The 14,117-nt window shown below is 70.2% G+C and carries 9 protein-coding genes; all 9 read left to right on the top strand.

Features of this window, described 5'->3' with window-relative positions:
* Positions 1-196: 196 nt before the first annotated feature.
* The 9 genes from AS029_RS07000 to AS029_RS06960 all read left to right on the top strand — a co-directional run bounded on the left by AS029_RS07000 (position 197) and on the right by AS029_RS06960 (position 14,035).
* The gene (locus AS029_RS07000) at positions 197-841 is read left to right on the top strand and encodes a hypothetical protein (RefSeq protein ID WP_058231867.1); all 645 of its coding nucleotides are present in this window, start codon (positions 197-199) and stop codon (positions 839-841) included.
* A gap of 19 nt (positions 842-860) precedes the next feature.
* A complete protein-coding gene (locus AS029_RS06995) occupies positions 861-2,561 on the top strand; it encodes a signal peptidase I (RefSeq protein WP_058231866.1) in 1,701 nt (566 codons plus the stop codon).
* Positions 2,562-2,925: 364 nt separating this feature from the next.
* Positions 2,926-5,874 (top strand): immunoglobulin-like domain-containing protein, encoded by a 2,949-nt coding sequence (locus tag AS029_RS06990; protein ID WP_058231865.1) that lies wholly within the window; start codon positions 2,926-2,928, stop codon positions 5,872-5,874.
* A 155-nt stretch (positions 5,875-6,029) separates the two neighbouring features.
* A complete protein-coding gene (locus AS029_RS06985; protein WP_058231864.1) occupies positions 6,030-7,061 on the top strand; it encodes a LacI family DNA-binding transcriptional regulator in 1,032 nt (343 codons plus the stop codon).
* Between the two features lie 287 nt (positions 7,062-7,348).
* Entirely contained in the window at positions 7,349-10,333 is a 2,985-nt protein-coding gene (locus AS029_RS06980) for an immunoglobulin-like domain-containing protein (protein WP_074615878.1), read from the top strand.
* Between the two features lie 317 nt (positions 10,334-10,650).
* Complete coding sequence (locus AS029_RS06975) at positions 10,651-11,307, top strand: hypothetical protein (RefSeq protein WP_058231863.1); 657 nt, start codon at positions 10,651-10,653, stop codon at positions 11,305-11,307.
* 110 nt (positions 11,308-11,417) lie between these two features.
* On the top strand, positions 11,418-12,527 hold the full coding sequence (locus AS029_RS06970; protein WP_058231862.1) for a hypothetical protein: 1,110 nt from the start codon (positions 11,418-11,420) through the stop codon (positions 12,525-12,527).
* 11 nt (positions 12,528-12,538) lie between these two features.
* The gene (locus AS029_RS06965; RefSeq protein ID WP_139168045.1) at positions 12,539-12,769 is read left to right on the top strand and encodes a hypothetical protein; all 231 of its coding nucleotides are present in this window, start codon (positions 12,539-12,541) and stop codon (positions 12,767-12,769) included.
* A 192-nt stretch (positions 12,770-12,961) separates the two neighbouring features.
* On the top strand, positions 12,962-14,035 hold the full coding sequence (locus AS029_RS06960; protein WP_058231860.1) for a LacI family DNA-binding transcriptional regulator: 1,074 nt from the start codon (positions 12,962-12,964) through the stop codon (positions 14,033-14,035).
* Positions 14,036-14,117: the final 82 nt, after the last annotated feature.

The raw sequence follows: 14,117 nt of genomic DNA, 5'->3' as shown, positions 1-14,117 counted from the left end.
AATGGACGTATCGGTCCATTGATGCGGTTGCGTTGCGCATTCCTTGCGCGAACATCCGCGCGAACGGTGCGTTGAGAGAAACCTGTGGAGGAGCTCGGGATTCGCTGGTGCCCCCCTCACCCGGCCCGGCGGTGCGCTCCCTACCGTCCTGAGTGCGGCGAAAACGCCGGCCCCACCTCATCAAGGAGAAGAACTCGTGACCAAGCCCACGGCCGCCCGTCGCCGCCGCCTCGTCCTGCCCGTCGTCCTCGCCGGAAGCGTCGCCTCGCTCATCCTCGCCCTCGGCCTCTCGCCGACGGTGGCCGCCTTCACGGCATCCATTCAGAACACGGTCAACTCGGCCGCGACCGGCGTCCTGAGCATGCAGGAGTCGAACGCCGACGGCACCGTGCGCTGCAACAGCACCGACGGCGGCTCGATCTCGACCAACTCGGCCACCTGTTCCACGATCAACAAGTACGGCGGCAGCACCACGATGGTCCCCGGCCAGACCGTCACCACGAACATCTCGATCACCAACACCGGCACGGTCGCCGCCAAGACCTTCAGCCTCACCCCGGGCGCGTGCTCGCAGGCCGCCAACGGCACCGTCAACGGCTCGGCCACCGACCTGTGCACGAAGATGACCCTCGTCATCACCTCCGGCTCGTCGACGATCTACTCCGGCCCGCTGTCCGGTTTCACCGCTCCCGTCGACGTCCTCGCGAAGACGACCACCACCTCGCTCGCCGCCGGCTCGACCCTGCCGTTCAGCTTCGCCGTGACCCTGCCCGCGGGCGCGGACAACACCTACCAGGGACTCAAGGCGTCGCAGGTGCTCACCTGGACCTTCAACTCCTGAGTCGGGGGATCCGAACCTCATGACCGACAGCACCGTGGCGATCACGCCCGGAGGACATCGCAGAGCAACACTTGCGGTCGCGATCACCATCGCCGTCCTCGCGGCCCTGATCGCCACGGTGTTGTCGGTGACCGGAGCCCGCCTGTTCGTCATCGAGACGGCGAGCATGGCCGAGACCGCGCCGGTCGGAACACTGGTCGTCGCACACCCGAAGCCCGCCTACGCGATCGGCGACGTCATCACCTTCGTGGTCGACGGGCGCACGGTCACCCACCGCATCGTGGGCGTGCAGGACGGGCGCTTCATCACCCAGGGCGACCTGAACGGCTCGCCCGACGCCTGGCAGCTCACCCCCGACCAGATCGTCGGCACGGTCGTCGCCATCGTCCCGGGCCTCGGCTTCCTGCTCAAGGCCGCCCCGCTGCTGTTCCTCGCCGGGATCATCGTCGAGGTCGTCGCCCGCCTGCTCGGCGGGCGGCGTCGCGGATGGCGCGTCGGTCTGCGCCTGACCGGGATGTCGCTCGCCGTCTCCGCGCTGTCGCTGTGGCTGCGGCCCTGGTTCAACGTGCAGATGATGGACTTCCGCGCCGCCGACGACGGCAGCGGGGCGCTCATGCACATCGTCAACACCGGTCTGTTCCCCGTGGTGGCCGGGGCCACCCGGCTGGTGAGCGGCGAGGACGGCGTCATCCTCTCCACCGACAAGCTCGCGTCGGGTGCCTACGCCCTCTCGCCCACCCCCGACCCCGACTGGCCGGTGCGGGTGCTGCTCATCGCGTTCTGCCTCGTGCCGTTCTTCGCGTCGCTTCTGCTGCGGGCCGACCACCCGGTCGCCGTCGCCGGCGGCCTGCGCGCACGGCCCGACCGGCGCGCCCGCGGTTCGATCCTGGCGCCCATCGCCATCGTCACGGTGCTGCTGGTCGTCATCCTGACCTCGGTGTCGACCTCGCACGCGGCCTTCGCCGCCTCGATCAGGAACGACAAGAGCGCGGCGGGCACCAACACGTACTTCACCTGCAAAGGCGCGGTTCAGAGTGTGGGTCGCAACGACTCGGTCGCCGCCTACGCGGTCGAAGGCACGGGGCTGCTGGGGCTGAACCTACTGACCACCGAGACCGACGTCTCGGGCAACAACCGCACCGGCACCTACCGCAAGTGGATGACGACGACGACGAGCAACGCCTGCACGCGCGATCAATCGCGCAAGGCGGTCGTGTTCGACGGCTCCCAGTGCCTGTACGTTCCCACGCGTCAGAACAACCCGAACGTGTTCACGATCGAGGCGTGGTTCTCGACGACGTCGAAGACCTCGGGCAAGATCATCGGCTTCGGCGACTCCGCCATGACCGACAACGACAAGTGGGACCGCCACATCTACATCGACACGGCGGGCCGACTGAACTTCGGACTGTTCCCGGATGCCACGGTGATCATGTCGACGCCCGACGGGCGGTCGTACGCGGACGGGGCCTGGCATCACGTCGCCGCCACCCTCTCGAGCGCGGGCGCCGCGTTCTACGTCGACGGCGCCCTCGTCGGCACCGCCGGCACCACCACCGGCCAGAACTACACCGGCTACTGGCGCATCGGGTGCGGCAACCTCACCAACTGGACCTCGAACCCGTCGAGCTTCTTCACCGGGGCCATCCAGTGGGCCGCCGTGTACGGTCGCGCCCTCAGCGCGAGCGAGATCGCGACGCACGCCGCCGCCGGGCGGTGACCGCGGGCTGAGGCGCGTGTGGGGTGTGGCCGCGGGGTGAGTCGCGGGGTGGACGGTGACCGCGGGCTGAGCCACGGGCGGGCGTGACCTTGGGGTGAGCCGCGGGGTTGGACGGTGACCGCGGGCTGAGTCGCGAGGTGGGTGCCCGCCGGTCACTGCAGGAGCGTTCGGATCGCGGAGGTTCTGCGGCGCATCGTGCGAGGTCGGGGCGCGTCTGCGAGACACGAGTCCGCGCAATCGGGCGCGCGACCCGTCCGGCTCTTGCCCTCGATCAATGTGAGCGATAACATTCAGTCGAGCCGCGCGGGTGACCACCGCGCGCCGGCGGAAGCCCCACCGCCCCTCATGTCTCGAGGAGGAGACCATGACGAAGTCCTCATCAGCGCGGGTCGCGCGACCTCGGCGGGCACGAGCGACGCTCGCCCTCGCCCTGACCGCGGCATCCCTCGCGTCGATGGTCGCAGCGAGCGCGCCCGCCGCGAGCGCCGCCGAAACAGCGCCCGCCCCGGCGCTCGAGTACACCTTCGACCAGATCGACGCCCGACCGGCAGGCGGCGCGATCATCGCCGATTCCGCCCCCGGCGCCCACCCGGGCACGGTCGTCAACAGCGGCGCCATGAGCGTCGCCGGACCGACCGGTGCGGCGGGCGACCTGGCGCTGTCGCTGCCCGGCGGCTCGAACACCTCGGCGGCCCCGCACGTGCGCATCGCCCCCGGCCTCATCCCGGCGGGCACCGCCGACGTCACGATGTCGGCGTGGATCAAGTGGAGCGGCGCGCCGCAGTGCACCTGGCCGTTCACCCTCGGTTCCAGCGTCGACGCCCACGTCCTCGCGACCACGCAGTGCGGCAACTCCGGCTACGGCGCGATCAAGAGCGGCTACGAGGTGCGCGCTTCGGGGACCGCGCCCGTCGCGGCATCGCGCTGGGTGCACATGGCCGTCGTCGTCGCGGGCGGCAAGACGGTGTCGACCTACCTCGACGGCGCACTCGTCGGCCAGGCCGCCACCACGCACACCGCGGCGGCCGCCATGGGGACCTCGGCCTTCTCGGGCTACCTCGGCAAGTCGTTCTACGGACCGGATGCCTATTGGGCCGGCGCCATCGACGACGTGAAGGTGTGGACCTCGGCGTTGACCGCGGGGCAGCTGCAGCAGTCCGAGAGCGACGTGCACACCGCGATCGCCCGCGGTGACGCGACGGTCTCGCTCGGCGACACCTCGAACGTCACCGCTGATCTCGCGCTGCCGACCACCGGCGCGGGCGGGTCGGCCATCAGCTGGACCTCGAGCGCGCCCGGCGTCGTGAGCACGAGCGGCGCCGTCGTGCGCCCCGCCGCGGGCTCCCCCGACGCCAGCGTCGTGCTGACCCCCACCGCGACCCACGGTGGAGTCGACGTCGTCGGCGCCGCGATCACCGTGAAGGTGCCGGCGTACGCCCAGGGCGACAGCGCTCAGGCCGAGCTCGCCCGCGCGGTCGCCGACGCCGTCGCCGCCGACCCGGCGCTGGCCGGTCCCCTGCGCGGCAACGTCACGCTCCCCTCGACCGGCGCCGATCTCGACGCGACGAAGGGCCGGGCGGGTGCGTCGGGCGCGGTCATCACCTGGGCGTCGTCGAACGAGGCGGTCGTCTCGAGCGTCGACAAGGGCACCGCCCCGAACGTCGTCGCCAAGGGCGCCGTCACGCGTCCGACGGCCGACACCGAGGTCACGCTGACCGCGACGGTCACCGTCGCGGGAGCCACCCCGGTCACGCGGGCGCTCACCCGCACCGTGCCGGCCGCGGCGCCGGTCGCCGCGGGCGACCTCGACGCGTATCTGTTCGCCTACTTCACCGGCGACAACGTCGAGGGCGAGAAGATCCGCTTCGCCACCTCCGACGGCAACGACTCGCTGCGCTGGAAGACGCTGAACGACGCGCAGCCCGTGCTCACCTCGACGAAGGGCACCAAGGGGCTCCGCGACCCGTTCATCCTCCGCTCGAAGGAGGGCGACCGCTTCTTCCTGCTGGCCACCGACCTCTCGGTCGGCACCTCCGGCTGGGGCGGCGCCACGAACCGGGGAAGCCACTTCCTCGAGATCTGGGAGTCCACCGACCTGGTCAACTGGGGCGAGCAGCGTCACATCGAGGTCAACCTGCCCAACGCGGGCATGACCTGGGCGCCCGAGGCGATCTACGACGACAGCATCGGGGCGTACACCGTGTACTGGACCTCGACGCTGTTCACCGACGGTGCCGACCGCAACGTCGCCGACGGCAACGGGCCGCAGATCCTCATCTCCACCACCCGTGACTTCCGCGACTTCACGACCCCCCAGCCGTGGTTCAAGGCGAAGGACGTGGCGGGACTCAACCAGGGCGCCGGTCTCATCGACTCGACGGTGCTGAAGGAGGGCGACACCTACTACCGCTTCACGAAGGCGACGCAGACCAGCGGCTGCGCGTCGCCCGACATCATCGGACAGAAGTCGACGAACCTGCGGGCGACCACCGAGTCGGGCGCCTGGTCGCTCATCGACACCTGCATCGGCCGGACCGCCGGGACCCCCGAGGTCGAGGGTCCCGAGATCTTCAAGGCGAACGAGGGGGACCGCGCCGGATACAAGTACTTCCTCTGGGTCGACAACTACGGCGGACGCGGCTACATCCCGCTCGGCACGAACTCGCTCGAGGGCGACATCCAGTGGACGATCCCGAGCAGCTTCTCGCTCCCGGCCTCGCCGCGCCACGGCTCGATCCTCGCCATCACGGCGAAGGAGCGCGACGCCCTCGCGGCGAAGTGGAACCCGTCGCTGCTCGTGACCTCGGTCGACCCGGTCGCCGCCACCGTTCCGGCCGGCTCCACCGAGGTGTCGCTCCCCGGCACGGTGCAGGCGAGCTTCAAGGACGGACACCGCGAGACGGTGGCCGTCACCTGGGAGAAGGCCGACCTGTCGTCGCTGAAGAAGGCCGGCGACACCGTGCAGGTGCGCGGGCAGCTGGCCAACTCGGCGGCGACGCCCGCCGTGGCGACCGTGACCGCGACGGCTCCCCCCGGACCCGCGGTGACCGCCGTCGCCTCGGCGCGCTGCATGGCGGGCAAGGTGCTGCTGACCACACGGGCGACCAACGACAGCGACGCCGCGGCCACGATCACCGTCACCTCGGCCTGGGGATCGAAGACCCACACCGCGGTCGCCCCCGGTGCCACGGTGTCGACGACGACCACGGTCCGCGCCTCGTCGATCGAGGGCGGAACGGTCACGGTCGCCGCGTCGGGGCCGTCCGGTTCGCGCACGGTCGAGGCGCCGTACGCCGCGGTCAGCTGCCGCTGAGCGGTCCCGGGTGAGACCGGGTGGGGAGGGATGCGTCCCTCCCCACCCGGGCCACCGGGTCTGCGGCATCCACCCCTCTTTCGCCACAGACCGCCGGGGGACTCGGTCCGCGGCGTCGTCATCCACGGCGTCACGCCAGACGGGACAGAAAAGCAATGCCGGAGTCTTCCGACCGCGGGCGCTCGAAACGCCGATGGCGCAGGCCGAGCGTCTACGACGTCGCCCGCCAGGCCGGGGTCTCGCACATGACGGTCTCGCGGGTGCTGAACGATCAGCCGAACATCCGCGACGCCACGCGGGACCGGGTGCTGAACGCCATCGAGGAGCTCAACTACACGCGCAACAACATCGCCCACGCACTGGCCACCCGCACGGGTCGACGCATCGGCGTGCTCGTCGACGCGCCCATCGAGAACGGGCCCAACAACACCCTCCGCGCACTGGAGCAGGCCGCCCGGACGGCGGGATACGCGGTGAGCGCCTTCGGCATCGACGACGGTGACGCGCAGATCCGCTCGGGGGTGATGGAGCTGGCGACGCAGGGCATCGACGCCCTCTGCGTCATCGCCCCGCGCGCGTCGTCGCTCGACGCCCTGCGCGAGCAGCCGACCGGGCTGCCCGTCGTCGTCATCAAGTCGGAAGCGGATGCCATGTGGCACACGGTCGGCGTCGACCAGCGCGAAGGAGCCCGCCTCGCGGTGGAGCACCTGCTCGGCCTCGGTCACGTCTCGCTCGTGCACCTCGCCGGACCCCAGGACTGGCTCGACGCCCGCGAACGCCAGCAGGCGTGGCAGGACACCCTGCGCGACGCGTCCGGCGTGCGGGGGACGGCGGTGGTGGGCGAGTGGACCTCGGATTCCGGCTACCAGTACGCCTCCACCGCCGAGTGGGGCGACGTCACCGCGGTGTTCGCCGCCAACGATCAGATCGCGCTCGGCGTCATCCACGGTCTGGCCGAACGCGGCATCCGGGTGCCCGAGGACATCAGCGTCGTCGGATTCGACGACCTCTCGGAGGCGAAGCACTTCTCGCCGCCGCTGACCACCGTGCGGCAGGACTTCGATGCCCTCGGGGAACGCGCGCTGGAATGCATCGTGGCGGCGATCAACGGCAGCGACGACCTCAGTCACTCGCTCGTGCGACCCTCGCTCATCGTGCGGGAGTCGACCGCGGCGGTGCCGTCCTGAGGCGTCGCCGATCGCGAGACATCGGTGCCGCGGCGTCCGGCCGGGGGACGCCTTGCGGGCGGCGGAAACGGTCCCTGGCGAGACGACGTTGTCTACGTCAACAGTTACCGCTAACGTTCATCTGGACATCGGTGTCCGTCCCTGGGGTGGCGCCGTTGCCAACCGCCCTCGGACCCGACCTGAGTGGAGACCCCCTCTCTTCGCCGAGGCGGCGCTGTGCCGTCCCACCCGCCCTCGACAACTCGCCTCTCCTTTGCGTTCTGCCCCCAACCCAGAGAAAGGTCTCGATGATGAGATCATCGGCCACCCGTCCACCCGGAACCGCGCGACCGCGTCGCGCGGCGAAGGCCCTCACCGCATCGCTGACCGGCGTGCTCGTCGCCTCGACGCTGAGCCTCGTCGCCCCGGCCGCGTACGCCGCCGATGTGCCGGCCCCCACCGCGCACTACGACATGTCGCACTCCGGCACCTCGCTCCTCGACGTCTCCGGCAACGGTCGTAACGCGTCGCTGACCGGCTTCACCGACGCCTCGTTCGCCGACGCCGCGGGCGACGCCGTGCTGCGCTTCAAGGCGGACGGGTACGCCGCCCTCCCCAAGGGACTCATCACCGGCACCGACAACGACTTCACGGTCGAGTACACCGTCGCGGCCTCCGCCGCGGCCAACAGCTTCGGATGGGTGATCGGCGACGGCGTCGGCCCGTGGAACACCACGCAGCTCGGCAACCACATCTTCCTCAGCCCCCGTTCGGCGCAGGGCGGCTACACCGACCAGGTGCTCGCGGCCATCCGCGTCAAGAGCGGCAGCAGCAACGGCGAGAGCCGCATGCCGGCCGGCGGCGGGCTCAACCCCGGCTTCACGACGCTGACCATGGTCGGCTCGGGCAACACGCTCACGCTGTACCGCGACGGCAGCGTCATCTCGACCCTGACGCACGCCAACTCGCTCAGCTCGATCATCCCCTCGGGCAACGTCCTCGGCTACCTCGGCCGTTCGCTCTACCAGGGCGACACGCTGCTGCGGGCCGACGTCAGCGACGTCAAGGTCTGGGATGCCGCGCTCACCGCCGACCAGGTCGGGGCGAGCATGCCCACGTCGTCGCAGAAGTCGTCGACGACCGCCGCGCTGCTGCGCGGCGACGTGGCGGCGACCATGCTGCGCGCGAACACGTCGCTCGACAACGTCTCGAGCAACCTCAACCTCGCCGCGTCGGTGAACGGCGTCGCCCTGTCGTGGGCCTCGTCCGACCCGGCCGTGGTGTCGACCACCGGCGTCGTCTCGCGCTCCATCACGTCGAACACGCCGGTCACCCTCACGGCGACGAGCTCGCTCGGCGTGCTGACCTTCGACGTCACCGTCATCGCCCCGAACGTCTCCACCGACCTGGATGCCATCTCGCTGGCATCCCGCACGACCGAGAACCTGCCGCTGGCGACCAAGGGTGCCGTCAACGGCGCCGCCATCACCTGGACCTCGTCGAACCCGGCGCTGGTCACCTCGACCGATGCCGGTTACACGGCACCGGCGGTCGGCGCCGCCGACCCGTTCCGCGGCGGCGGCCTGGTCGCACGCCCGGCGTACGGTGCCGGTGACGCGAAGGTCACCCTGACCGCGACGGCCACCCTGAACGGGCAGTCCGCCCAGAAGACGTTCGACGTCACCGTCGCCGAGAAGGGCCGCTGGGCTCCGGATGCCGGCTACGCGGCGGCGTACTTCAAGTCCGACAGCGACGAGAAGATCTACCAGGCCGCGACGAACGGCAACGACTTCTTCTCGTTCTCGCCCGTGAACGGCGGCGCGCCCGTCATCACCTCGACGACCGACACCAAGGGTCTGCGCGACCCCTACATCCTGCGGTCGAAGGACGGCGACAAGTACTACATGGTCGCCACCGACCTCTGCATCAGCTGCGGCACGGGCTGGGGCCCGGCGCAGTCGAACGGCTCGCTCAAGATCGAGGTCTGGGAATCCACCGACCTCGTGAAGTGGAGCCGCACGAATGGCGCGAACGAGGGCATCACGATCAACCAGCCCGAGGCCGGTATGACGTGGGCGCCCGAGGCGTACTGGGATGACGCGCTGCAGTCGTACGTGGTGCACTTCTCGTCGCGTCTGTACGCCGACGCGTCGCACACCAACAGCAACAACCTCCACGCCCGCGTCTTCTACGTGCTCACGCGCGACTTCAAGACGTTCACCTACCCGCCCACCGAGTGGCAGAACACCGGCTACGCGCGCATCGACTCGACCGTGCAGAAGATCGGCGACTACTACTACCGCTTCACCAAGAACGAAGAGGGTGGCGCGGCCGACGGTCTCGAGGCGGGCAAGGACATCTTCCTCGAGCGCTCGAAGGTGCTGACCGCTCCGACGACGCGTTCGAACTGGAACGCCGACCCCGAGAAGACCTGGCAGCTGACCGACACCAACATGACGGCGCTCGAGACGGGCCAGCAGGGCGAGGGGCCGCAGATCGTCAAGCTCAACGAGGGCGACCCGAACAACACCGGCGGAGACGGCTACGCCTTCCTCGTCGACAACTTCGGAGCCGGCGGATACCGCGCCTTCGTCACCACCGGCGGTCAGATCGCCAGCAGCACGCAGAGCGACCGCCTCTCGCGCCGCGCGGACTGGAACGTGCGCCCGGTCGGCGGCCTGCCCGCGAGCCCGCGCCACGGGTCGTTCGTGAGCGTCAGCCAGTCGGTGCTCACCGCCATGCGCGAGTGGAGCTCGGTAAAGGCGGTCTCGTCGACCACGACGCTCACCAACCAGGGCCGCACGGCCACGGCCACCGTGGAGGCCGCCGACCGCGGCGACGTCGCGGGCACCGTGACCTTCACGGGCGAGGGCTGGACGCAGACGGTGAAGCTCGACAAGCGCATCGCGTCGGTCGAGGTCCCCGCCACGGTCCGTTCGGTGACGGCTCGCTACGACGGCTACGCCGACAATCGCGTGACCGCGTCGACGTCGCAGGCGGTGACCCTCGGTCTCGACCTCTCCGCGACCGTCGCGAACCGCTGCGTGGCCGGCAAGGTGGTGCAGTTCGTCACCCTGACCAACGCGGACACCGTGTCGGCCGACGTCACGGTCGCCGGTGCCTACGGCAGCAAGAAGATGACCGTCGCCGCGGGCAAGACCATGTCGACGACCTTCTCGACGCGCGCGCAGACGGTCGAGGCCGGCTCGCTGTCGGTCGACGCCGTCGTCAGCGGCACGAAGGACGGCGCCACGTCGTTCACCGTGGCGACTCCGCAGGGCCGCTGCGGCTGACGCTGCGAGGTCGGCGCGGGATCCGGATGCCTCCGGGTCTCGTGCCGGCCCGCGGCGGCGCGGCGCGCCGCGGGCGCCGGTCGCCCGTCAGCGTGTCCCGGAGTCGTCGATCGGCCGCGTTCCGGCGCGATCGGGCCAGTCGAGGACGCCGCTCGACAATCCACGACCCAAACTCTTGTTATCGGAAACTGTTCCCGCTAACATCTTCAATGCACGGCGGGGAGAACCCGGCTCCCCGCCTCCCCCCATCTACCGGAGCGTCCGGTGATCTCGCTACTCGTACGACGTCGGTGTCATACGAAGAAACGGAGTACACAATGAAGTTCTCTCACGGCGCAGCTGCTCGTATCGCGGCTGCCACCCTCGGTGGTCTGGTGCTCGTCGGCACGGCCGGCGCGGCCGTCGCCGCCGAGGTCGGCGACGACCAGAACGTCGACGTCAACGTCCAGATCGCACCGGTCGATGGCCCCGGCAGCCTGAGCCTCACGGTGGCGGGCACGTCGTCGACCCTGACCGAGAGCGCCTCGGGCAACCCCGAGGTCCGCCAGTTCGACGGCACTCTCCCCACCGTGACCGTCACCGACACCCGTGACCTCGAAGACATCCCGGCGGACCACTTCTGGTACGTCGTCGGCCAGGCCTCGGCCTTCTCGGGCCCCAACGGTGCGAGCATCCCCGCCGCCAACCTCGGCTGGACCCCGAACCTCGTCGACGAGGGCGAGACCGGTCTCGTTCTCGAGGGTGACAAGGTCGACACCGCAGAGGACACCGGCGCCAACGCGGTCGGCCTGGTCGACAAGGAGCTGCTGTACGCGGCATTCGAGTCGGCGGCCGTGAAGGCCGAGGGCGAGACGTCGTGGACCGCCAACGCCGCCCTCGTGCTCAAGACCGGTGCCGATGTCACCCCGGGCGCCTACAGCTCGAAGCTGACCCTGTCGCTCTTCGAAGACGCGATCGACGCCGGCCAGCCGTAAGCTCGGAGTACCGCGAGGGCCGGGTCCTGAAGAGGGACCCGGCCCTCGCCTTCGTCCGAAAGCCCCCCGTCGACGCGATCGACGAAGATCCGGGATGGTGATGCACCGTCATGTCCACGACACGCTCCCTCGTGACGAGGGTGGTGACCGCGCTCGCGGTCCTGTTCGCCTCCGTGCTGCTCGGCGTCCCCGCGGCGCATGCCGCGTCCGACGCGGACATCACCTGGTCGGTGACACCCGCTGACGAGTCCGGGCCGGACAAGCGCGGCGTCATCCAGCAGGAGCTGGATCCCGGGACCTCGCGCTCCGACTTCTTCGCCGTGCGCAACCTCAGCCGCACCGAGGTGACCTTCGCCCTCTCGGCGGCCGACGGCTACTACACCGACACCGGTCGCTTCAACATGCTGCCGTCCGATCAGGAATCGGTCGACGCGGGTCTGTGGATCGACCTGCCCGACACGGTCACGGTCGGCCCCAACGGAACGGTCGTGGTTCCCTTCACGACCACCGTGCCCGAGGACGCGATCCCCGGCGATCACGCGGCGGGCATCGCGGCATCCGTCACCTCGGCGGGAACCGACGCCGACGGCTCGCAGGTGGGGGTCGAGAGCCGCGTGGGCTTCCGGATCATGACGCGCGTGACGGGCGACATCGTGCCGTCGTACGTCATCTCGGGCGTCGGCACGGCGTACGACATGTCGTGGAACCCGTTCCGTCCCGGATCCGTGCAGAGCACCTTCACGGTCGAGAACACCGGCAACGCCAGCCTCGTCGTCACCGGCACGGCGGCGATCGGCACCGGGTCGGCGGCGTTCCCCGCGGAGGGCGCCCCGCGTCAAGAACTCCTCCCCGGCGAATCACGCGCGTTCACGGTCGCGGTCGCCGACGTGTGGCCCACGGTCTTCGTGCCGGGCTCCATCGATGTCGCCCCCACGGCGGTCGATCTCGGCGGCGACCCCGTCGAGGTCGCGGCGCAGTCCGCGCCGGCGTCGTCGTGGGCGTTCCCCGTGCCCCAGGCGCTCGTGCTGCTCGGGGTCGTGCTGATCATCGCCGCCCTCTTCTGGCGACGCCGTCGCTTCGCCGCCGCTCTCGACCGTGCGCGCGAGGAGGGGCGCGTCTCCGCGGGCGCCGCGGGCCCGGCCGAGCGTTCCGACGCCTCGTCGGCGAGTCCGCGGGCGCAGCATGACGCCGGCGGTCTCCGCGCGGGCGACCGTCCGTGACCCTCATCGCGATGACCGACGACGCCGTCGTCATCGACGTCGACATCACCCCGCTCCCGACACCCGCGGCGACGGTGCTCCCGCCGGTCTCGGGCGGTTCGGCGCCGATTCCGGGCGGCTGGGGGCAGGGGTGGCTCGCCGCCACCGGCCTCGAGCCGTCGTGGTTCGTCGTGGCCGGCGCGGTGGCGGCCGTGACCGTGGGTGTGGTCTTGTTGCGGGCGCGCAGCCGACGACGACCGTGAGCGCACCCCTCGGGGTGATTCGGCGCCGCAAGCGAAAAATGTGAGCGGATAGACTCGGAGGTCGGATACGTTCATCGATGCGGGGGCCGTGCATACCATCGACGTGGAGACATCGTACCTTTCCATGGGGTTCGAGGCCTATCGCGCTGTTCCGGAACGTCCGGCACGCACCTTGATCGACGGCGGGATCGCATGAGCACACAGCCACAGTCCTCGAAGAGCGGATGGCAACGGCCCAGCATCTACGACGTCGCGCGTCGCGCGGGTGTCTCGCACATGACGGTGTCGCGGGTGCTGAACGACCACCCCAACATCCGGGAGTCCACCCGCTCCCGCGTGCTGCAGGCCATCGAGGAGATGAACTACACGCCGAGCTCGATCGCCCGTGCTCTGGCTACGCGGCGGGCTCGCCGGATCGGCGTGCTCATCGACGGCCCCGTGCAGAACGGCCCGAACAGCACCCTGCGCGCCCTCGAGAAGGCCGCCCGCGAGGTCGGCTACGCCGTCAGCGCGTTCTCGATCAGCGACGACGACTCCTCGAAGATGGATTCGGGGGTGATGGAGCTGGTGACCCAGGGAGTCGATGCGCTCTGCGTGATCGCTCCGCGCGAGTCCTCGCTCGATCTGCTGCGCCAGCAGACGACCGGTCTGCCCACCATCGTCATCAAGGCCGAGGCCGACACCGCCTGGCACACGGTCGGTGTCGACCAGCGCAAGGGCGCCCGCCTCGCCGTCGAGCACCTCATCGGCCTCGGTCATCAGACGATCGCGCATCTGGCGGGTCCGATGGACTGGTTCGACGCGCGCGAACGCGCGCAGGGCTGGCGCGAGAGCCTGGCCGAGGCCGGGCTCGCCGAGGGGCCGTTCGTCATCGGCGATTGGACGTCGGATTTCGGTTTCGAGTTCGGCCGGTCCTTCGACCTGGGAGAGACGACCGCCGTCTTCGCCTCGAACGACCAGATCGCCCTCGGCGTCATCCACGGGCTGCACGGCCGCGGCATCCGCGTTCCCGACGACGTGAACGTGGTCGGCTTCGACGACCTGTCGGACGCGCGGCACTTCCTGCCGCCGCTGACGACGGTGCGACAGGACTTCGCCGCGCTCGGGGAGCTGGCGCTTCAGCAGATCATCGCCGCCATCGGCGGTGAGACCGATCCCACGCACGACATGATCCAGCCGAGGCTCATCGTGCGCGGGTCGACGAACGCGCGCCCGACCGACGACTCGTCAGATGACTCGGGCGGCGTCTTCGTGAGTCAGCCGTGATCGAGTTGTGATCAGCTGAGGCCGCCGATCCACTAAGTTGGTACTTGCGCGCTTGATTGTTAGCGCGCACACTAGGTCTACC

The organism is Microbacterium enclense, from assembly GCF_001456955.1.
GTDB lineage: Bacteria > Actinomycetota > Actinomycetes > Actinomycetales > Microbacteriaceae > Microbacterium > Microbacterium enclense.
Note: the sequence above shows the minus strand (reverse complement) of the source record. Positions and strands in the feature narration are given on the sequence as shown.